Source organism: Paraburkholderia sp. GAS42 (assembly GCF_050436565.1).
In the GTDB taxonomy this organism is placed as follows: Bacteria; Pseudomonadota; Gammaproteobacteria; order Burkholderiales; family Burkholderiaceae; genus Paraburkholderia.
Genome location: NZ_JBNDML010000003.1, coordinates 320,052 through 340,948, shown reverse-complemented (window position 1 = coordinate 340,948; position 20,897 = coordinate 320,052). Strand labels below are relative to the sequence as shown.

The following is a 20,897-nucleotide window of genomic DNA, read 5'->3' as shown; positions in this document are numbered from 1 at the left end:
ATCGACGAACTGGAGAACCCCTATGGTAGCGCCAACCACCTCGTACGAACCGGCTTTCGGACGGCTTCGCCGGGCGTTGTGACGCGCAGTGGCTGCCGGATCGGGCCAGACTCGGGTAAAATCACGAAATTCGCGCCGTCTTGAACGTTTCCTGAACGTGCGCCCCGCTCTTCTTCAATTCGTCTCCGTCGACGGAACGCGTGTTTGATCACTTCAAAGCGAACGTTCCGGTTGTTTACAGCTATTACCGGACTGCCGCCGCGGCCGTCCGGCACAAGGATTCCGCTCATGCATCCCATGCTCAACATCGCTGTCAAGGCCGCCCGTCGCGGCGGACAGATCATCAACCGCGCGTCGCTCGATCTGGATCTCGTTCAGGTCAGCAAGAAGCAGCACAACGATTTCGTGACGGAGGTCGACAAGGCGTCGGAAGCGGCGATCATCGATACGCTGAAGACCGCCTACCCCGATCACGCGATCCTCGCCGAAGAATCCGGCAAGTCCGACAACGAGTCGGAATACCAGTGGATCATCGATCCGCTCGACGGCACCACGAACTTCATCCACGGCTTCCAGTACTACTGCGTGTCGATCGCGCTCGCGCACAGGGGCATCGTGACGCAGGCTGTCGTCTATGACCCGACCCGCAACGACCTCTTCACCGCCTCGCGCGGCCGTGGCGCGTTCCTGAACGACCGCCGCATCCGCGTCGGCCGCCGCGACCGTCTGGCCGATGGCCTGATCGGCACGGGCTTTCCGTTCCGCGAAAAAGAGGGCCTCGAAGCGTATAACCGCCTCTTCACCGAAATGACGAATGCGTGCGCGGGCCTGCGCCGTCCGGGCGCCGCTGCGCTCGATCTGGCGAACGTTGCCGCGGGTCGCCTCGACGGCTTCTTCGAACAGGGCATCAACGCGTGGGACGTGGCGGCAGGCAGCCTGCTCGTCACCGAAGCGGGCGGCCTTGTCGGCAACTACACCGGCGATTCGGAATTCCTGCACGTCGGCGAAATCGTCGTGGGCAACCCGAAGATGTATGCGCAGATGGTGCCGATTCTCGGCAAGTACAGCCGCACGAAGCAGCAAGCGGCCTGATGCATGAACGGAAAAGCGGCTTCGGCCGCTTTTTTGTTGTGGCGTCGTCGTTGGTCCATCTTTACGCAGCCTGTCGCGCACTCCGGTCCGCTTCATGAAAAAAGGTTTCTACACGATCATTGCGGCACAGTTTGTGTCGTCGCTGGCGGACAACGCGTTGCTGATCGCGGCGATCGCGATCCTGACTGTGATCCAGTCGCCCGCGTGGATCACGCCGCTGCTGCAGATCTTCTTCACGATTTCGTACGTGCTGCTCGCGCCCTTCGTCGGTGCATTCGCCGATGCGCTGCAAAAACGCCACGTGATGTTCGTCTCGAACGCTCTGAAGGCTGCAGGCTGCCTGATGATGATTGCGGGCGTCCACCCGATGATCGCGTACGGCGTGGTCGGCTTCGGCGCAGCGGCCTATTCGCCGGCCAAATACGGCATCCTGACCGAACTGCTGCCGGCAGAAAAGCTTGTCGCAGCGAACGCGTGGCTCGAATCGGCTACCGTGCTGTCGACGATTGTCGGCACGATGGTCGGCGGTGCGCTGATCAGCACGCTGGCGACGAAGTTCGTCGCCCACGCGCATCTGCCGATGGTCCACAGCGCCGCCGATCTTGCGATGTTCGTCGTCATGCTCACATATGCAGCGGCTGCGGTGATCAACATCGCGATCCCCGATACCGGCGCGCGTTACCCGAACCGGCTCACCGAGCCGAAGAAGCTGGTCGGCGATTTCGCGAACAGCTTCAACGTGCTGTGGGCCGACAGGCTCGCGCAGATCGCGCTGTGGGTGACGACGCTGATGTGGGGCGGCGCCGTCACGTTGCAGCTACTCGTGCTCAAATGGGCTGACGTGAACCTCGGGCTGTCGCTGCCGAAGGCAGCCGTCATGCAGGGCGTAACGGGCCTCGGGATTGCGGTGGGTGCCGCGGCGGCCGCGGCGTGGATTCCGTTGCGCGGCTCGTTGCGCGTACTGCCGGTCGGCATCGTGACGGGCGCGGTGGCGATTGCCATGGCGTTCTACAGCAAGGGACTTTTCCCGGCGGGCATGGGCATCAGGATCGGCCCGTTCGTCGCGCCGGTCTATATCGTGCTCGCCTATCCGCTGATGATTCTGCTCGGCGCACTGTCGGGATTTTTCATCGTGCCGATGAACGCGATCCTGCAGCACCGCGGCGCGACGCTGCTGAGCGCCGGACACTCGATCGCGGTGCAGAATTTCAACCAGAATCTGGCCGTACTGCTGATGCTCGGTGCGTATGCCGTGATGCTGACGGCGAAGGTTCCGGTGCAATGGATCATCGTCGTGTTCGGCACATTTGTTACGTTCATGATGTGGCTCGCCAAACGGCGCAGCGCCGTGAATGCGCGCAAGGTGGATATGCGGGCGCTGGTCGAGGAATGACGCCCAGCGCGGGTTGCCCGCTTTCTCGCGGAAGACTGGCCATCCGGCCAGGTTCACACGCGACGCAGGCGGGTTAAACTCACGCCCTGAACACCAAGGCACGACATCAGGATGGGCACTCCAATCGCAACTCCCAACGACACCGCCGCACAACACACGCCCATGATGCAGCAATATCTGCGCATCAAAAGCGAACATCCGGGCACGCTTGTGTTCTACCGGATGGGCGACTTCTATGAGCTCTTTTTCGAAGACGCGGAAAAGGCCGCGCGTCTGCTCGACCTCACGCTGACACAGCGTGGCGCGTCGGCGGGTAATCCGATCAAGATGGCGGGCGTGCCACATCACGCCGTCGAGCAGTATCTGGCGAAGCTCGTGAAGATCGGCGAATCGGTGGCGATCTGCGAACAGATCGGCGATCCGGCCACGTCGAAGGGTCCGGTCGAACGCAAGGTCATGCGCGTCGTGACGCCCGGCACGCTGACCGATGCCGCGCTGCTGTCAGACAAGAGCGACGTGTATCTGCTCGCGATGTGTGTCGGACATAACCGTCGCGGCATCGCGACGAGTGTGGGGCTTGCGTGGCTGAATCTGGCGAGCGGCGCGTTGCGCCTGGCCGAAGTCGCGCCCGATCAGGTGGCGGCCGCGCTGGAGCGCATCCGCCCCGCGGAGATTCTCGTGGCCGATACGCCGGCGGACGTGAACGGCGTTTCTCCTGCGCCCGGCTCGGGCGCCGTCACGCGCGTGCCTGCGTGGCATTTCGACGTATCGTCGGGCACGCAGCGTCTGTGCGATCAGTTGAACGTCGCGAGCCTCGACGGCTTCGGCGCGCATTCACTTGCAAGCGCGTGCGGCGCGGCTGGCGCGCTGCTGCTTTACGCGGCGGCGACCCAGGGTCAGCAGTTGCGTCACGTGCGCAGTCTGAAGGTCGAATCCGAGTCGGAATATATTGGTCTCGATCCGGCCACGCGACGCAACCTCGAACTGACTGAAACGCTGCGCGGCACCGAGTCGCCGACGCTATGTTCGCTGCTCGATACGTGCTGCACGACGATGGGTAGCCGGCTGCTGCGTCACTGGCTGCATCATCCGCCGCGTGATGCCGCGATTGCCCAGGCGCGCCAGCAGGCCATCGGCGCGCTGCTCGACGCGCCTGCCGGCGCGAGTCTCGACTCACTCCGCACGGCGCTGCGGCAGATTTCCGATATCGAACGGATCACGGGGCGTCTGGCGTTGCTGTCGGCGCGTCCACGCGATCTGTCGAGCCTGCGTGACACGTTTATTGCCCTGCCAGAATTGCGCAGGCAGATCGCGCCGCTGGCTGCCGCCTCGGATTCGCTCGCGCACATTGACCTGTCGCTCGAGCCACCCATGGATTGCGTCGAACTGTTGACGCGTGCGGTCGCGCCCGAGCCGGCCGCGATGGTGCGCGATGGCGGTGTGATCGCACGCGGCTACGATGCGGATCTCGACGAGTTACGTGACATCTCCGAGAACTGCGGCCAGTTCCTGATCGACCTTGAAACGCGGGAACGCGCGCGTACCGGTATTGCGAACCTGCGCGTCGAGTACAACAAGGTTCATGGCTTCTATATCGAAGTCACGCGCGGCCAGACGGACAAGGTGCCCGACGACTATCGCCGCCGCCAGACACTGAAGAACGCCGAGCGCTACATCACGCCCGAACTGAAGACGTTCGAAGACAAGGCGTTGTCCGCACAGGAACGTGCGCTCGCGCGCGAAAAGTCGCTGTATGACGCGCTGCTCCAGTCGCTGCTGCCGTTTATCGCGGATTGCCAGCGCGTCGCCTCTGCACTGGCGGAGCTGGATCTGCTTGCCGCATTTGCGGAACGCGCACGCGCGCTTGACTGGGTTGCACCGACCTTCTCCGAAGGCGCGGGCATCGAAATCGAGCAAGGTCGCCATCCGGTGGTCGAGGCGCAGGTCGAGCAGTTCATCGCCAACGACTGCACGTTGTCACACGAGCGCAAGCTGCTGCTGATCACCGGCCCGAACATGGGCGGTAAATCGACGTTCATGCGTCAGACTGCGCTCATCGCGCTGATGGCTTATGTCGGCAGCTATGTGCCGGCGCGGCGCGCGCGATTCGGTCCGATCGACCGCATCTTCACGCGTATTGGCGCAGCCGACGACCTCGCGGGCGGCCGTTCGACGTTCATGGTCGAAATGACAGAAGCAGCCGCGATCCTGAACGACGCGACACCGCAAAGTCTCGTGCTGATGGATGAAATCGGGCGCGGCACATCGACCTTCGACGGCCTCGCGCTCGCATGGGCCATCGCGCGGCACCTGCTCGCGCACAATGGTTGCCACACGCTCTTCGCGACCCACTACTTCGAACTCACGCAACTGCCCGCCGAGTTCCCGCAGGCGGCGAACGTACATCTTTCGGCGGTGGAACACGGGCACGGCATCGTGTTCCTGCATGCGGTCGAGGAAGGTCCCGCCAACCAGAGCTACGGCCTGCAGGTCGCGCAACTGGCCGGCGTGCCGTCGGCCGTGATCCGCGCGGCACGCAGGCATCTGGCGCATCTGGAGCAGCAGTCGGTGGCCCAGGGCACGCCGCAACTCGATCTCTTCGCCGCGCCTCTGCTGCTGGAGGATGCGGAAGACGAGCCGGACGTCGAGCACGCTCCGCCCACGCACGCCGCAATCGAAAAACTCCGCTCGATCGACGTGGACGGACTGAGTGCGCGCGACGCGCTGCAGCTGCTCTACGAACTGCAACACCTGGCCGACGCGCCGGATGCAGACCGTTGAGCGTACGTGGCATCGGCCCTTCCCGCGCGATGCCCGCGCGGCGCTAGCCATCGCGCTGGCATGCAGCGTGATCTTCTGCGCCCTGCCAGCAGCCGCGCATGCGGCGGGCTCACGCTATGCCTTCGCGGTTGTCAGCGGGACGCTGGAGAGCCCGGCCGATGAGGCCCCGACGCAGCGTCTGCTGGACGCCATCGGCCGCGACAGCGGCGTGTCGTTCGTCGTCTATGACGGCAATCTGAAAGGCGCAAAGGAAACGTGCAGCGATTCGCTCTACGAGCGGCGGCACACATTGCTCGAAGCGGCGCGTCCGGCGCTCGTGTTCGTCGCCGGCCAGCACGACTGGGCCAACTGCGGCACGGCGCAGGCCGGCGGCTACGATCCCGTCGAACGGCTGGATCTGCTACGGCAGACCTTGTTCGCAGACGCGTCGTCGATGGGCCAGAACCCGATTCCGCTCACGCGCGAAAGCGAGGTCTCGCGCTTTCGTCCGTATCGGGAGAACGTGCGCTGGCAGGTGGAAGATACGGTGTTTCTCGCGCTCAACGTGCCGTCGCCGAACAACCACTATCTGAACGCAGGCGGCCGTAATGGCGAATTCGAAGACCGTGTGATTGCCAATGCATTCTGGCTCGAACATGCGGCCGAATTTGCGAAGCGGCGCGACGCGCGCGCGATTGTTGTTTTCATCCAGGGCGATCCGGATCCCGAACGTTACGAGCGCCCCGACCGCTTCGCATGGCTGCGCTTCACGCGTAACCAGCGTCGCGACGGCTATCTCGAACTCAAACGCAGCCTCGTGAAACTGGCGCAGACATTCCGCGGCCCGGTTCTCGTCATTCATCACGATGACGAGAGCGTGCCTGCCGGATTCCAGATCGATCAACCTTTGCGCAACGACAAGGGCGTGCAGGTGACGAATCTCACCCGCATCGCCTTCGCGCCGCGAGACCGGTTGAATCAGTGGATTGAAATCGATGCTGACACGGCGCGGCGACCGCCGTTCCGTGTGAGCGTGCGAGACGTGCCGAAGAACATGCCGCTGCCGTCCGTGGCACCGTCGAATGTACATGAGGAGCCGGCGCCATCGATGCCGGAGATTCCATCACTGCCGCCTGAGCCCGACCTGCCGCCGGCGATGCCGATACCAGCGCCCGGCAGCGGGGGAAATATGGGCAACCCCGTGGGTAATCCAGCAGGCAATCCAGCAGGAAGCCCGGCTAACCCTGGCAGCCCGAACAATCTGCCCGCTTCCCCCGGCGCACCTGCAGGCTCAGTGCAGCGTGGGCCCTGATTTGCCTTCTTCTTCGTCGTCATCGTCCTCGTCAAGGACTTCGAGGCCGTCCGCGCCGTGCGCGTGCTCGTGCTGGATTTCGTCCTCGGTGGCTTCACGCACTTCCTTGACGGTCAGTGCAAAGCGCAGCGCCATGCCGGCGAGCGGATGGTTGCCGTCGAGCACGACCTTGTCTCCGGCCACGTCCGTCACGGTGTAGATCAGCGAATCGAGATCTTCGTCGCCCTCTTCCGGCGTGCCTTCGAACTGCATGCCGACTTCGAGCGGCTCGGGAAAGCGATCACGCGGCTCGATCTTCACGAGATCGGGATCGTACTCGCCGAACGCGTCCACCGGCTCGAGCTGAACCTGGGTTTCGAAGCCCGCCTCATGGCTATCGAGCGCTTCCTCGATCTTGGGGAACGTGCCATCATAGCCGCCGTGCAGATAGACCATCGGCTCGTCGCTTTCCTCAATCAGATTGCCCTGCGCATCCGACAGCTTGTAAGCGACCGACACGACGGTGTTCTTTGCGATTTTCATTCGATTCTCCAGAATACAACTCACATTATACGATGCCCAAGCGGCCCCTTGACCACCCGCCAGGCACGGCTTCGGGCCGGAACCTTTCACCGGTTCTGCCGCCCCTGCCCGACACGCCAACGCCGCTCCTCGGCAATCTCACGCCGTCGCAATTCATGCGCCGGTACTGGCAGAAGAAGCCCCTGCTGATCCGTCAGGCCATTCCGGATATCGAGCCACCGCTTTCGCGCGACGCGCTGTTCGAACTCGCCGATCAGGACGACGTCGAAGCGCGCCTGATCACGCACTTTCGCAACAGGTGGCAACTCGAGCACGGTCCGTTCGCGCCCGACGAACTGCCGCCCGTCAAACAACGCGCGTGGACGCTGCTCGTGCAGGGCGTCGACCTGCACGACGACCGTGCCCGCGCGCTGCTCGACCGGTTCCGCTTCGTACCGGACGCGCGCCTCGATGACCTGATGATCTCGTACGCCACAGATGGCGGCGGCGTCGGCGCTCATTTCGATTCCTACGACGTTTTCCTGTTGCAGGTTCACGGCAAGCGCCGCTGGCGGTTCGGCGCGCAGCGCGACCTGTCGCTGCGTCCGGGATTGCCGCTGAAAGTATTACAGCACTTCGAACCCGAAGAGGAATGGGTGCTGGAGCCCGGCGACATGCTGTACCTGCCTCCGCACATCGCTCACGACGGTATCGCGGAAGGCGAATGCATGACCTGCTCGATCGGCTTTCGGGCGCCGTCCACGCAGGAGCTGACGGGCCAGTTTCTTTACCATCTGGCCGAACGTGGCGAGGCAGAGGATGCTGCCCGCGAGCTCTATCGCGATCCGAAACAGCCCGCCGTCGTCCATCCTGCCGAATTGCCGGCGGCGCTCGTCGAACGGGTTGGCGCGATCCTTGCAGAAGTGTCATGGAATGAGCGTGACATCTCCACCTTCCTCGGTACTTATCTGAGCGAGCCGAAACCGAACGTCGCATTCGATCCACCCGCGCGGCCATTGACAGAGACGCGATTTATCGAGCGTGCATCGAAAAGTGGCATCCGGCTCGATCGCAAGTCGATCCTGTTGTATGACGCCCGTTTTTACTTCCTGAATGGGGAAGAAAACAGGCTTGCAGGCGTCAAAAAGTGGCTGATTGAACTCGCAGACACACGTTTCATGAGTGCGAAACGCTTTGTAACACTCTCCGACGATTCGTCGGTGACAGCACTGCTACACGAGTGGTATTGTGCGGGCTGGATACAGGTAGGCGAGCTTGCCTAGGTCCGTCTACGTGTAATACCGTACCGATAAAATTTGTATGAGAAAGACAACGTATTGACCCCGGATTTATCGACGGTCGATACGAAAGTGCATATAATTTCCGCCCAAGCCGTAGGGAAGATTCACGCTCATGAAGTGCGTCTCCACCAGCGGCCCAGGTTGGTGTTGGAGCACATTACCGGTAATATTTTGCGCTGTTGCTTACCTTTAACCATAAAAGGACGTGATCATGAAGAAATCCCTCCTCGTAGCATCCCTGTTGGCAGCTGTGGCACTGGCTGCATGCAACAAGAGCAGCGATCAGGCAGCTGCCCCGGCTAGCGACGCTGCTGCTGCTTCGGCTCCGGCCGCTGCAGCTTCGGACGCAGGCGCTGCTGCTTCGGGTGCTGCTGCTGCTGCGAGCGACGCTGCTGCTTCGGCTTCGACGGCTGCATCGGATGCAGGCGCTGCTGCTTCGGACGCAGGCGCTGCTGCTTCGGCAGCTGCTCCGGCTTCGGGCGCAAGCCAGTAAGCTGTAGTGAAGGGTTCGCCTCTGGGCGAATACCGCATCGGGAGGTCTACCCGACTTCCCGCGCGGTAAAGCAAAACGCCACGGATTCACATCCGTGGCGTTTTGCTTTGGTGGACCCGCTTTTGCAATCCATCGCATGGTTTGCCGATCGAAAAGACGCGTCACTCGAACGCGCCCCGCACTCATGCGTCGCGCATCAGTTCGACGGAGAAACCTCTTCCGCGAAAAACTCGCGTACGACTTCAATCTCGCGCGTGCGTTTGAACGGCGGCAGGCTCTGCCAGATGCGCCGGCCGTACGGTTTGTCGACCAGTCGTGTGTCGCAGATCATCAGCACGCCACGATCGGTTTCCGCGCGAATCAGACGTCCCGCGCCCTGCTTCAGCGTGATCACCGCCTGAGGCAACTGGTGAACCGCAAACGGACTCAGTCCTTTCTTCGTCAACGCATCAAGACGCGCCGACAGCACAGGGTCATCCGGTGGCGCGAATGGCAGTTTGTCGATGACTACCAGCGACAGCGCATCGCCTCGCACGTCCACGCCTTCCCAGAAGCTCTGGCTGCCCACGAGTATCGCGTTGCCATACGAACGGAAGCGCTCCAGCAATTCCGTACGGCTCGCATCGCCCTGCACTAGCAGCGGATAGTTCCAGCCGCGCGATTCGATCGTGTCACGCAGTTTTGTGGCGATGCGATCGACTGCGCGCAATGTCGTGCACAGCATGAACACGCCGCCGCCGGAGGCTTCGATCGCAGGCAACGCGGCATCGAAGACGGCATCGGTGAAAGCGGGCGAAGAAGGCTGCGGCAGATTGCGCGGCACATACAACAGACCTTGCGTCGCGTAATCGAACGGGCTCGGCAACGTCATCGAACGGCGCGCGTTGAGACCCATCTGCGCAGCGTAGTGCGTGAAGTCGCCGCGCACCGACAACGTCGCCGATGTGAAGATCCAGGCGCGCGGCACACCGGCGCGCTGCTTCGCAAAAATCGGCGCAACCGACAACGGCGTTTCGTGCAACTGCACCGTGTGCGAGAACACCTCGATCCAGCGGACTTTTTCGTTCGGATCGGTTGCGTCTTTCGACTTGTCGTCGCTGGCCGCTTCGCGTTCGACTTCGGTCGGCGGCGTTGTCCAGCCGGCGAGTATGCCCTGAAGCTCGCGCGCGCGACGCAGACACGCACCAATCGATTCGGCCCGTTCCGCATGACCCGCGAGCGCTGTCGCCAGCGCGTCGAGTTCGGTTTCGAGTGCTTCGAGCGCGGCGAAAAGCGGATGATCGTCGGGCAGTTGTCCGATCGACATCCGCACCGAGTCTTCCCTGAACGCGAGACGCACATCGCGCGCCGCGCGTTCGAGCGCGCCGCCGAGCTTTACCCATTCGACGGCGTCGCGCGCATGGCCGAGACCTTCGGCCACGGAATCGCGCGCGAGTTCGAGGAACTGCGCGGTCGATAACGTCTCGCCGAAGAACAGCGTTGCCGTTTCGGGCAGCTGATGCGCCTCGTCGAAGATGATCGTGTTCGCCGTCGGCAGCAGTTCGGCCATGCCGGTGTCGCGCAACATGATGTCCGCGAAGAACAGATGGTGATTCACGACGACGATATCGGCCTGCTGCGCCTCGCGACGCGCCTGCATCACAAAACAGTCCTTGTAGTGCGGACACTCCTGACCAAGACAGTTTTCGCGCGTCGACGTCACCATCGACCACACCTGCGCTGTTTCCGGCACGCTCGCGAGTTCGGCTTTGTCACCGGTGCGCGTGATCTTCGCGAACCGGACGATGTCCTGCAGATACGACGTTTCCTGCCGCGAAGGCAGACGGCCGTTGTCGGCCGTACGTTGCAGGTAGTAGTGGCACAGGTAGTTCGCGCGACCCTTCAGCATCGCGACCGACACAGGCACCGCGAGCGCGTCGCGCACGGTCGGGATGTCGCGCTGGAACAGCTGGTCCTGCAGGTGCTTCGTGCCGGTCGAGACGATGACCTTGCCGCCCCACAGCATCGCAGGCACGAGGTACGCGTAGGTCTTGCCGGTACCCGTGCCCGCTTCGACGATCAACGTGTTCTCGCTGCCATCGGTCGCACTGTCCGCGTCCGGCGATTTCGACGCATCCACAGCGGCTGACGTATCTGCAGTCGAAGCAGTGCCCTGCAGACGCCGCGCGGGACGCTTCTGCGCCTCGAACATCGCGGGTTCGGGGAGCGCCTTGCCCGAGGCTTCCATCGCGGCCGCGACGGCACGCGCCATCTCGATCTGCGAGGCACGCGAACGATAGCCGTCGATCTGCCGCGCGAGCAGGCCGTCAGCGGCGAAGATGTCGTCGAGCTGGGTGACGCGCTTCGGGGTCAGCGCAGCCGCAACGGCGCCGTCTGCAGCGCGCTTATCGCGCGGCGCGGATGCGTCGTCGCCCGCAGGCGGACGGGATGAAGAAACAGACGGTGAATTCAAGGCAAGCGATTCCTGCAAAATCCGGTGCGCGCGGGGCGACCCGGCGCCTGCCAGGTCGCGATCTCACGCGCGCGCGTCCGGTTCCAGCTGCAACTGCAGCAGAATGATGGTGTCTTTGACCTTGAGCTTGCGCTTTTTCAGGCGTTTTATCTCGAAGTCGTCGATGCCGGGATCCTCCGACACCCTGTCGATCAGGCGATCAAGACCACTGTGCTCCGATTCCAGCTGCAGAATGCGGTCGCGAAGCGTATTCGCGTTGATGACGTGCTGATGATCGCGCATGCTCGCCCCTCCTCCGAAGTGGCGAGGGCTGCCTCGTGCAGCCACTGCGCCTGAGGTTGCTGTCCGGCTTAAAACGCGTTACTGGTTCTGTTGCTGCTGTTGCTGCAACTGCTGCTTCAACTGATCCTGCTGTTCCTGCTGTGCCTTTTGCTGCGCTTTCTCGGCGGCCTGCTTCTGGCGGGCCTCGACGTCCGCCTTGTGCTGCGCGGCGTCGATCTGCTTCTGGTTGTAACGCTGCTGGTTCTCGGTCCGCTCCTGCGCCTTCTGGGCACCCTGCTGACGCGCCTCGTCGAGCTTGCGCTGGTAATCGGACTGCTTCGAATCGTAAGCCTTCTGGTTCGCCGCCGCATCGGTCGCCGCGTTCGCCCCGGCGGTACCCCGCTGCGCCTGATCGATCGCGTGCTGTTGCTGCTTGCCCTGATACGCCTTTGCGTTCGCGGCGCGTTGCGGCGCTTCTGCGTTGCGCTGCGCCTGATCGATCGCGTGTTGCTGCTGCTTTGCCTGGAACGCCTGCTCGTTCGCGGCACGTTGCGGCGCTTCGGCATTGCGCTGCGCCTGATCGACGGCGTGCTGGCGCTGCTTGTCGTCGAATGCCTGGGCGTTGCGGGCTTCGTCCGCGGCGCGCTGCGGCGCTTCCGCTTCGTCCTGCGCGCGCTTGATCGCGGCCTGCTCGTCGCGTACGCGCGCGCGTTCGACGCGCTGTTCGTCATCGAGCGCGAGCTGCTGCTTGCGGATATCCGCCGCGACTTCGCGCATCGCGTCGCGCGCCTTGCCGAGACAGTGATTCACAAAGAACGTGCTATAGCAGTTGTGCTGCGCAACCGCGTACTTGTAGTTGTTCTCGTCGGAACGACTATTGAGGACCTTCTGACGCGCTTCGAAATCGTTGCCGCTGACGTCCGGCGCTGTCGACGACACGGCCCGCGCTCCCGAAGCACCCGACGCTGCATCAGCACGGGCCGGCGCTGTGGGCGCATTCTGCGCATACGCCGGCACGGCGACGGCAAACGCGGCGACAAACGCGACGGCAGCAGCACAGGCGCCGAGCGCGCCCGACCATGAAGCCGAAAGCGAACCCGGACGCGAATTCAAGGACGAACCGGAATGCCGGCCGGCGTGTCTATCGCCAGACGGACCAGAAAAACGACCGCTAGACAGACCCGGAAACGGGCCAACCGGCGCACGAACGCGCGGGTCGCGAGGCACAACAAACGGGAAACGGGAGGTCGGCAACGTCGTAGATGGGCAACGGAACATGCCCGAAATTCTATCACCCCACGCCTGAGCGCTCGGGCATTTATGGCAAAATGCCCCGCGTCAGCAACCGGTCGCCGCGGGTCCGCCCGACGCGGCACTTCAGGCGGCCCTGATCGAAACCCGCAGGAACACGCACACCTTATGACGGAAACCGTAGCACTCAAGATCGTACAGCGCATCGCCACCGAACTCGCCGTCCAGCCACGCCAGGTCGCGGCCGCGGTGCAACTTCTCGATGAAGGATCGACTGTTCCGTTTATCGCTCGTTACCGGAAGGAAGTGACTGGCAATCTCGACGATACGCAGCTGCGTAACCTCGAAGAACGGCTCCTGTATCTGCGCGAACTCGAAGAGCGGCGCGCGACGATCATCGCCAGCATCGACGAACAGGGCAAGCTCACCGACGAGCTGCGCACCGCGATCGAAGCCGCCGACAGCAAGCAGGTGCTCGAAGACCTGTATCTGCCCTACAAGCCGAAGCGCCGCACGCGCGCGCAGATCGCCCGCGAAGCCGGCCTCGAGCCGCTCGCGCAGGCGCTGCTCGCCGATCCGACGCTCGATCCGCAAGCCGAAGCCGCTGCGTACGTCGATGCCGAAAAGGGCGTCGCCGACGTGAAGGCCGCGCTCGACGGCGCGCGCGACATCCTCTCGGAACAGTTCGGCGAAACCGCTGAAGTGCTCGGCAAGCTGCGCGATTACCTGTTCAATCAGGGCGTGGTGTCGTCGAAGGTCGTCGAGGGCAAGGAGAACGCGGAAGAAGAGAAATTCCGCGATTACTACGACTATTCGGAAACGATCCGCACGGTGCCGTCGCATCGCGCGCTCGCGCTCTTCCGCGGCCGCAACGCCGGCGTGCTGATGATCAAGCTGGGTCTCGGCGAAGAACTCGACGCGCAGGTGCCGCATCCCGGCGAAGCGATGATCGCGCGTCACTTCGGTATCGCGAACCAGAACCGCGCAGCCGACAAATGGCTCGCCGATGTGTGCCGCTGGTGCTGGCGCGTAAAGGTACAGCCGCACATCGAAAACGAACTGCTGACGAATCTGCGCGACGGAGCCGAGCACGAAGCCATTCGCGTGTTCGCACGCAACCTGAAAGATCTGCTGCTGGCCGCACCGGCCGGCCCGAAGGCTGTGATCGGCCTCGATCCGGGTCTGCGCACGGGCGTGAAGGTCGCGGTGGTCGATCGTACCGGCAAGGTGCTCGCGACCGACACGATCTACCCGCACGAGCCGCGTCGCGACTGGGACGGCTCGCTCGCAAAGCTCGCGCGCATCTGCGCGCAGACGCAGGCCGAACTGATCAGCATCGGCAACGGCACGGCGTCGCGCGAAACGGACAAGCTCGCGAGCGAACTGATCTCGCGTCACCCGGAATTCAAGTTGCAGAAGATCGTGGTGTCGGAAGCGGGTGCTTCGGTGTATTCGGCGTCCGAACTCGCGGCGAAGGAATTCCCGGACATGGACGTGTCGCTGCGCGGCGCGGTGTCGATCGCGCGACGTCTGCAGGATCCGCTCGCGGAGCTCGTGAAGATCGAACCGAAGGCCATCGGCGTCGGTCAGTATCAGCACGACGTGAACCAGCGCGAACTCGCGCGTTCGCTCGATGCAGTCGTCGAGGATTGCGTGAACGCCGTGGGGGTCGATGCGAATACTGCTTCGGTCGCACTGCTCGCGCGCGTGTCGGGGTTGAACGCGACGCTCGCGCGCAACATCGTCGACTATCGCGATACGAATGGTCCGTTCCCGTCGCGCGAACACCTGCGCAAGGTGCCGCGTCTCGGCGACAAGACGTTCGAACAGGCCGCGGGCTTTCTGCGTATCAACGGCGGCGAGAATCCGCTCGACCGCTCGTCTGTGCATCCGGAAGCGTATCCGCTCGTCGAACGGATGCTCGCGAAGATCAGCAAACACGTCGGCGACGTGCTCGGCAATCGCGAAGCGCTGTCGGGCCTTTCGCCGACTGAATTCGTCGACGATCGCTTTGGTCTTCCGACCGTGCGCGACATCCTCTCCGAGCTTGAAAAGCCGGGCCGCGATCCGCGTCCCGAGTTCAAGACGGCGACATTCCGCGATGGCGTCGAGAAGGTCTCCGACCTCGTGCCGGGCATGGTGCTCGAAGGCGTCGTGACGAACGTCGCGGCGTTCGGTGCGTTCATCGATATCGGCGTGCATCAGGACGGCCTCGTGCACGTGTCGGCGATGTCGACGAAGTTCATCAAGGATCCGCACGAAGTCGTCAAGGCCGGCCAGGTCGTGAAGGTGAAGGTGCAGGAAGTCGACGTGAAGCGCCAGCGTATCTCGCTGACGATGCGTCTCGACGACGACTTCGCGGCCAGCTCCGCACCGCGTAGCGGCGGCCAGCAGGATCGCGGTACGGGTCGTCCGGGCGGCACCGGCGGCGGACGTGGACAACAACAGCAACGCGCGCGCGATGCGGAACCGGCCGGCGCAATGGCCGCTGCGTTCGCGAAGCTGAAGCGTTGATGCCCGGACGCTGGGCACGAGGCACGATAACGGCAACACGCGTCGCCGTTGCCGCGAAATAAAAAAAGCCCACGCAGTGCGTGGGCTTTTTTGCGCGCCCGCTTTCCCAGCAGCGAAGCGACCGCACGGCGATCAAGCCGTGCTCAGATCTCGATCTTCGTCCCGAGCTCGACAACACGATTCGCCGGAATGCTGAAGAAGTCGGTCGGCTTGGCCGCGTTCTGATGCATCCACGCGAATACACGCTCGCGCCATACAGACATGCCCGGCAACTGCGTCGGCACGACCGTTTCCCGTGCGAGGAAGAACGACGTGTCCATCATCTCGAACGTCATGTCGTGTGTGCGGCCGACGTCGAGCAGCACGGCCTTCACGTCCGGCGTTTCGTTGAAGCCGTACGCGGCCTTCACGAGATACAGGCCACCGTCGAGATCCTTCACAGTCACGCGCTCCTCGTCATTCACGTACGGAATGTCGCGCGTCACGAAGGTCAGGAAAATCGTGCGCTCGTGCAGCACCTTGTTGTGCTTCAGGTTGTGCAGCAGACTCACCGGCACGAGCGTGTCGCTACCCGTCAGATAGATCGCCGTGCCCGACACGCGATGCGGCGGATGCGCGAGCAGACCCTGCAGGAACGGCATTAACGGAATACCGTCGGCGGCAGTGCGCTCCTTGACGATCATGCGGCCCTTGAACCACGTCATCAGCAGGAAGAACAGCAGCGCGCCGATGCAGAGCGGCAGCCAGCCACCCTCCTCGACCTTCAGCAGATTCGCGCCGAAGAAACCGAGATCGACGGTCATGAAGACACCGATGATCAACGCGACCAGCAGCCTGTTCCAGTTCCACACCTTCACCATCACGACGCACGCGAGCACGGTCGTGATGACCATCGTCGCCGTCACTGCGATACCGTACGCGGCCGCAAGGTTGTCCGAACTCTTGAAGCTGATCACGATGCACAGGATGATGAACAGCAGCATCCAGTTCACGACCGGCACGTAGATCTGGCCAATCGCCAGTTCCGACGTATGCAGGATCTTCATGCGTGGCACGTAGCCGAGCTGGATCGCCTGGCTCGTCAGCGAGTACGCGCCCGAAATCACGGCCTGCGAGGCAATGACAGTGGCGACCGTCGAAAGGATCACGAGCGGCAACAGGGCCCAGTCGGGCGCAAGCAGGAAGAACGGGTTTTCGATCGCTTTCGGATCGTGCATCAGCAGCGCGCCCTGGCCGAAATAGTTCAGCACGAGCGACGGCATCACGAGCACATACCAGGCCACGCGGATCGGCTGCGCGCCGAAGTGGCCCATGTCGGCATAGAGCGCTTCCGCGCCGGTCAGCACCAGCACGACCGAGCCGAGCACGACATACGCCTGCAGCACGTGCGCCGACATGAACGAGACCGCGTAATACGGATTGAGCGCCGCGATAACGCCCGGCGACTGCACGATGTGCATCAGACCAAGCACCGCGATCGTCACAAACCACAGCACCATGATCGGTCCGAACAGACGCCCGACGAGGGCTGTGCCGTGCCGCTGGATCCAGAACAGCAGGATGAGGATGGCGATCGTGAGCGGCATCACGAGATGCGACAGCTTCGGTGCCGCGATCTGCAGGCCTTCGACCGCTGACATCACCGAGATCGCCGGTGTGATCACCGCGTCGCCGTAGAACATGCACGCGCCGAAGATGCCCAGCATCATCAGCATGCCGGCCGCCCTGCTCGTGTGATCGAACGATCTTAACGAGAGCGCCATCAGGGCCAGCACACCGCCCTCACCGTTATTGTCGGCGCGCATCACAAACAGCACGTACTTGATGCCGACGACGATCACAATCGCCCAGAACAGCAGTGAGATGACGCCAAGAATGGACGCGTCGGTGAGCGGAATCCCATGTGACGGGGAGAACGCTTCCTTGAGCGAATACAACGGGCTCGTGCCGATGTCGCCGAAGACCACACCGATCGCAGCGATAGCGAGAGAAGGCAAAGGCTGCCTGCTCCCGTGGTTGGTATTTGTCATAAACGCGGAAAATCCGTTCCTGATCGGAAAAGCGAGCGCTATTCTAAACTGGCCGTCGAGACCGACCGGCCGGCATGTTGCGGATACGCCACGAGGACCGTCCGCGCAGTGTAGCATCGCCCTAAAGGCGCGTCTGTCGTACCTGAATGACTTTCGGGCACGTCGCGCACGTCGCCGCACAATGACGACGGATCATCGCCGCAGGCCTCGGCCGCGCAAAAAAAACGGAGCCCTTGCAGGCTCCGTTTTTTATGCGACACACCATGCAGTGATCGCACGCATTGTCATCATGCCCTCGACCCCGCATCCTGCGCGGTTCCGCGCTTGATCCAGGCGCCGAGATTATGCGGACGAACCGTATCCCACTCCTCAAACGGTTGATGGATCCACGGATTGGTGGGCAGGTACTGCACGTGATAATCCGGCGTCACCTTCGAGCAGCCCTTGTACCAGAGCACCGCCGAACGTACCGCGGAGATGGCCGGGTAACGTTCCTTCAGATGCTGCTGCACGCGTGCGAGCGTCACGCCGGAGTCGACCAGATCGTCGACCAGCAGCACGTTGCCCGACAGTTCGCCCCGCGTCATCGTAATGTATTGCGCGATATCCAGCTCGCCCTGCTCGGTGCCAGCGGCTTCGCGATACGAACTTGTCGCGAGAATCGCGAGCGGCAGATCGTAAATACGCGACAGCTGGTCGCCAACGCGCAGACCACCGCGCGCAAGACACAGAATCTTGTCGAACTTCCAGCCGGACTCATGCACAGCGAGCGCCAGCAGCTCGATGAGCCGGTGATACTCGTCCCAGCCGACCCAAAGATTCTTTTCGTCGTTGCGCGGATCTTTCATCGCAATCATGGGCACACCCTGCGTCATGACTTAAACCTTGAACGGATGACGAAGGAGAATGGTTTCGTCACGGTCCGGGCCCGTGGACACCATGTCGATCGGCACGCCGGCCACTTCCTGCACACGCGTGAGATACGCTTGCGCGTTGGCAGGCAGCTTGTTCCAGTCGGTGATGCCGATGGTGCTTTCCTTCCAGCCGCCGAACGTTTCGTACACCGGCTCGCAACGCGCGACTTCCGATGCGCCACGCGGCAGGATGTCAGCGTCCTTGCCGTCGAGCTTGTAGCCGACGCAGAGTTTGACTTCGTCGAGACCGTCGAGCACGTCGAGCTTCGTGATGCAGAGGCCCGATACGCCGTTGATCTGGATCGAGCGACGCAGTGCAGCAGCGTCGAGCCAGCCGGTACGACGCGGACGACCCGTGACCGAACCAAATTCCTTGCCGACCGTGGCCAGCGTCAAACCGATCTGTTCCTGACGGTTGGCGTTGTCGGCGTCGTAAAGTTCGCTCGGGAACGGGCCCGAACCGACGCGCGTGCAATACGCCTTCGTGATGCCGAGAATGTAGTTCAGCTTTTGCGGGCCGACACCTGCGCCCGCCGTGGCCGCACCGGCCACGCAGTTGCTCGACGTGACGAACGGATAGGTGCCGTGATCGATGTCGAGCAGCGTACCTTGCGCACCTTCGAACAGCAGGTTGTGGCCAGCGTGATTTTCGTCGTACAGACGACGCGATACGTCCGTCACCATCGGCTTCAGACGGTCGGCATAGCTCAGCATCATGTCCAGCGTCTGCTGGAAATCGACCGCAGCCGCGCCGAGGTACTGCGTCAGCACGAAGTTGTGGAAATCGAGGTTTTCGCGCAGGCGTTCAGCGAAGGCTTCCGGTTCGAAGAGGTCCTGCACGCGCAGACCGCGGCGCGCGACCTTGTCTTCATAGGCCGGGCCGATGCCGCGACCGGTCGTGCCGATCTTGCTCGCGCCGCGACGCGCTTCGCGCGCCTGGTCGATGGCGATGTGATACGGCAGGATCAGGGTGGTGGCTTCGGAAATGAACAGGCGCTTTTGAACGTCGACGCCAGCGGCCTCGAGTTCGCCGATTTCCTTGAACAGCGCTTCCGGCGACAACACGACGCCATTACCGATGTAGCACGCGACGCCGGGATGCATGATGCCCGACGGAATCAGACGCAAGATGGTTTTCTTGCCGCCGATGATGAGCGTGTGACCGGCATTGTGACCGCCCTGGAAGCGAACGACGCCTTGAGCGTGGTCCGTCAGCCAGTCGACGATCTTGCCCTTGCCCTCATCACCCCACTGGGTTCCCACGACGACGACGTTACGCCCGGGGTTCACATTCACTGCGCTGGCAGACATGTTGTTTCGTAAGCTGGTTAAAAACGTATTCTACCGATATTCGCGGAAGGTTCCGGATTTTTTCCGTTTCCGCTCAATGGTGTGGACGTTATTCTGGGTGTTTTGAATAAGGCACGACGGCATGCCGCGCCCTGCTTTTCCGGCGCTCAGGAACGTGTTTCGACGACCCACGCACCGTTGCGTTCGACCAGCACGCGATCGCACGCGAACTCATCGAGATCGTGATCGTGGCCAGGCAGCGCCTGGATCACCACTTCACCGGCGTCGCGCAGCGCAGCGACGCTCGTCCGCAACGCTTCGTCGTGCTGCCACGGCGCGAGGATCGCACTGCTGCGCGCCTCGACGGGCGAAATCCGCGCCACTTCACGCAGATCGAGCGAAAAGCCCGTCGCGGACCGCGCACGACCGTACGCTTCACCGACCTTGTCGTAACGGCCGCCGCGCGCCACCGCGTTCGGCACACCGTCCACGTACGCCGAGAACATCACGCCGCTGTGGTACGCGTAGCCGCGCAGGTCGGCCAGATCGATCATTACTTCCGCGCCGTCGACCTGCGCGGCGAGGAACGCCAGGTCGTCCAGCGCGCGGGCGATTTCCGGTGTGTCGGGCAGACGCGCGCGCGCTTCGGTCAGCACCGAGGCGTCGCCGTAGAGCGTCGGCAGGACGCGCAATGCGTCGCGCGTTGCGGGCGTCAGGTTCGCCGTCAGTTCGTCCAGACGCGGCACGTCCTTGCCCGCGAGCGCTTCGTACAGCGCTTCACCCTGCGCGACTGCGCTCGGTTCGTTCGCGATCAACGCAGAGAGCACGCCCGCGTGGCACAGATCGAGTCGCACCTTCGTGAGACCCGCGAGGTGCAGCGCGTCGAGCATCAGTTGCTGGATTTCCAGATCCGCTTCGAGGCCGGCGTGGCCGTAAATTTCCCCGCCGATCTGGATCTGTTCACGCGTCGCGTGCAGGCCACGGGGACGCGTATGCAGCACGTTGCCGGCGTAGCACAGGCGCGTCACGCCCTGACGGTTCAGCAGATGCGCGTCGATACGCGCAACCTGAGGCGTGATGTCTGCGCGCAGTCCAAGCGTACGACCCGACATCTGGTCGACGAGCTTGAACGTTCGCAGGTTCAGGTCGCTGCCACCGCTCGTCAGCAGCGACTCGAGATACTCGAGCATCGGCGGCATGACCATTTCGTAACCATACGCACGAAAACGGTCCAGCAACCGGCGGCGCAATTCTTCGATCTTGCGGGCCTCCGACGGCAGCACGTCGGCAATATTCTCGGGAAGTAACCAGGTCGACATCGATACAGTCCTAC

Annotated in this window: 15 protein-coding genes; 7 read left to right on the top strand and 8 right to left on the bottom strand. The window is 63.0% G+C overall.

Annotated features, from left to right (window positions below; genetic code table 11):
* Positions 1 to 288: 288 nt before the first annotated feature.
* The 4 genes from P3T16_RS06465 (at position 289) to P3T16_RS06450 (ending at position 6,557) form a co-directional block, all read left to right on the top strand.
* A complete protein-coding gene (locus P3T16_RS06465) occupies positions 289 to 1,092 on the top strand; it encodes an inositol monophosphatase family protein (RefSeq protein WP_429257635.1) in 804 nt (267 codons plus the stop codon).
* A gap of 94 nt (positions 1,093 to 1,186) precedes the next feature.
* Positions 1,187 to 2,485: a lysophospholipid transporter LplT gene (gene lplT, locus P3T16_RS06460; protein ID WP_429341608.1), complete on the top strand. Its 1,299-nt coding sequence runs from the start codon at positions 1,187 to 1,189 to the stop codon at positions 2,483 to 2,485.
* 111 nt (positions 2,486 to 2,596) lie between these two features.
* Positions 2,597 to 5,266, top strand: coding sequence for a DNA mismatch repair protein MutS (gene mutS / locus P3T16_RS06455; RefSeq protein ID WP_429341607.1), 2,670 nt, complete (start codon positions 2,597 to 2,599; stop codon positions 5,264 to 5,266).
* Positions 5,253 to 6,557 (top strand): hypothetical protein, encoded by a 1,305-nt coding sequence (locus tag P3T16_RS06450; RefSeq protein ID WP_429341606.1) that lies wholly within the window; start codon positions 5,253 to 5,255, stop codon positions 6,555 to 6,557. Before mutS ends, P3T16_RS06450 begins: the two co-directional genes overlap by 14 nt.
* On the opposite strand, the gene P3T16_RS06445 is transcribed toward P3T16_RS06450, so the two are convergent.
* The gene (locus tag P3T16_RS06445) at positions 6,537 to 7,079 is read right to left on the bottom strand and encodes an FKBP-type peptidyl-prolyl cis-trans isomerase (RefSeq protein WP_429341605.1); all 543 of its coding nucleotides are present in this window, start codon (positions 7,077 to 7,079) and stop codon (positions 6,537 to 6,539) included. The two genes, P3T16_RS06450 and P3T16_RS06445, sit on opposite strands and share 21 nt — an antisense overlap.
* A gap of 32 nt (positions 7,080 to 7,111) precedes the next feature.
* On the opposite strand from P3T16_RS06445, the gene P3T16_RS06440 reads away from it, so the two are divergent.
* Together P3T16_RS06440 and P3T16_RS06435 are read left to right on the top strand one after the other, a co-directional pair.
* Positions 7,112 to 8,341, top strand: a complete 1,230-nt coding sequence (locus P3T16_RS06440) for a JmjC domain-containing protein (RefSeq protein ID WP_429341604.1) — start codon at positions 7,112 to 7,114, stop codon at positions 8,339 to 8,341.
* A gap of 229 nt (positions 8,342 to 8,570) precedes the next feature.
* Complete coding sequence (locus P3T16_RS06435) at positions 8,571 to 8,852, top strand: hypothetical protein (RefSeq protein ID WP_429257641.1); 282 nt, start codon at positions 8,571 to 8,573, stop codon at positions 8,850 to 8,852.
* A 196-nt stretch (positions 8,853 to 9,048) separates the two neighbouring features.
* On the opposite strand, the gene P3T16_RS06430 is transcribed toward P3T16_RS06435, so the two are convergent.
* From P3T16_RS06430 to P3T16_RS06420, 3 genes are all read right to left on the bottom strand, one after another.
* Positions 9,049 to 11,304: an ATP-dependent DNA helicase gene (locus P3T16_RS06430; protein ID WP_429341603.1), complete on the bottom strand. Its 2,256-nt coding sequence runs from the start codon at positions 11,302 to 11,304 to the stop codon at positions 9,049 to 9,051.
* 63 nt (positions 11,305 to 11,367) lie between these two features.
* On the bottom strand, positions 11,368 to 11,586 hold the full coding sequence (locus tag P3T16_RS06425; RefSeq protein ID WP_429257643.1) for a DUF465 domain-containing protein: 219 nt from the start codon (positions 11,584 to 11,586) through the stop codon (positions 11,368 to 11,370).
* Positions 11,587 to 11,664: 78 nt separating this feature from the next.
* Positions 11,665 to 12,678, bottom strand: coding sequence for a hypothetical protein (locus tag P3T16_RS06420; RefSeq protein WP_429341602.1), 1,014 nt, complete (start codon positions 12,676 to 12,678; stop codon positions 11,665 to 11,667).
* A 306-nt stretch (positions 12,679 to 12,984) separates the two neighbouring features.
* On the opposite strand from P3T16_RS06420, the gene P3T16_RS06415 reads away from it, so the two are divergent.
* Positions 12,985 to 15,330: a Tex family protein gene (locus P3T16_RS06415; RefSeq protein ID WP_429341601.1), complete on the top strand. Its 2,346-nt coding sequence runs from the start codon at positions 12,985 to 12,987 to the stop codon at positions 15,328 to 15,330.
* A 143-nt stretch (positions 15,331 to 15,473) separates the two neighbouring features.
* On the opposite strand, the gene P3T16_RS06410 is transcribed toward P3T16_RS06415, so the two are convergent.
* From P3T16_RS06410 to P3T16_RS06395, 4 genes are all read right to left on the bottom strand, one after another.
* A complete protein-coding gene (locus P3T16_RS06410) occupies positions 15,474 to 17,360 on the bottom strand; it encodes a potassium transporter Kup (protein WP_429257646.1) in 1,887 nt (628 codons plus the stop codon).
* 287 nt (positions 17,361 to 17,647) lie between these two features.
* Positions 17,648 to 18,235 carry a phosphoribosyltransferase gene (locus P3T16_RS06405; protein WP_429341600.1) on the bottom strand — a complete coding sequence of 196 codons (588 nt, stop codon included), beginning with the start codon at positions 18,233 to 18,235 and terminating at the stop codon, positions 17,648 to 17,650.
* A 3-nt stretch (positions 18,236 to 18,238) separates the two neighbouring features.
* Entirely contained in the window at positions 18,239 to 19,585 is a 1,347-nt protein-coding gene (locus tag P3T16_RS06400) for an adenylosuccinate synthase (protein ID WP_429257648.1), read from the bottom strand.
* Between the two features lie 146 nt (positions 19,586 to 19,731).
* Positions 19,732 to 20,883: an ATP phosphoribosyltransferase regulatory subunit gene (locus P3T16_RS06395; RefSeq protein WP_429257649.1), complete on the bottom strand. Its 1,152-nt coding sequence runs from the start codon at positions 20,881 to 20,883 to the stop codon at positions 19,732 to 19,734.
* Positions 20,884 to 20,897: the final 14 nt, after the last annotated feature.

Bases quoted from the DNA above. Each gene is read 5' to 3' on its own strand.
- lplT (WP_429341608.1), top strand. From the start codon at position 1,187: ATGAAAAAAGGTTTCTACACGATCATTGCGGCACAGTTTGTGTCGTCG.
- P3T16_RS06400 (WP_429257648.1), bottom strand. From the start codon at position 19,585: ATGTCTGCCAGCGCAGTGAATGTGAACCCCGGGCGTAACGTCGTCGTC.
- P3T16_RS06445 (WP_429341605.1), bottom strand. From the start codon at position 7,079: ATGAAAATCGCAAAGAACACCGTCGTGTCGGTCGCTTACAAGCTGTCG.
- P3T16_RS06435 (WP_429257641.1), top strand. From the start codon at position 8,571: ATGAAGAAATCCCTCCTCGTAGCATCCCTGTTGGCAGCTGTGGCACTG.
- mutS (WP_429341607.1), top strand. From the start codon at position 2,597: ATGGGCACTCCAATCGCAACTCCCAACGACACCGCCGCACAACACACG.
- P3T16_RS06465 (WP_429257635.1), top strand. From the start codon at position 289: ATGCATCCCATGCTCAACATCGCTGTCAAGGCCGCCCGTCGCGGCGGA.
- P3T16_RS06425 (WP_429257643.1), bottom strand. From the start codon at position 11,586: ATGCGCGATCATCAGCACGTCATCAACGCGAATACGCTTCGCGACCGC.
- P3T16_RS06415 (WP_429341601.1), top strand. From the start codon at position 12,985: ATGACGGAAACCGTAGCACTCAAGATCGTACAGCGCATCGCCACCGAA.
- P3T16_RS06450 (WP_429341606.1), top strand. From the start codon at position 5,253: ATGCAGACCGTTGAGCGTACGTGGCATCGGCCCTTCCCGCGCGATGCC.
- P3T16_RS06440 (WP_429341604.1), top strand. From the start codon at position 7,112: ATGCCCAAGCGGCCCCTTGACCACCCGCCAGGCACGGCTTCGGGCCGG.
- P3T16_RS06410 (WP_429257646.1), bottom strand. From the start codon at position 17,360: ATGACAAATACCAACCACGGGAGCAGGCAGCCTTTGCCTTCTCTCGCT.
- P3T16_RS06405 (WP_429341600.1), bottom strand. From the start codon at position 18,235: ATGACGCAGGGTGTGCCCATGATTGCGATGAAAGATCCGCGCAACGAC.
- P3T16_RS06395 (WP_429257649.1), bottom strand. From the start codon at position 20,883: ATGTCGACCTGGTTACTTCCCGAGAATATTGCCGACGTGCTGCCGTCG.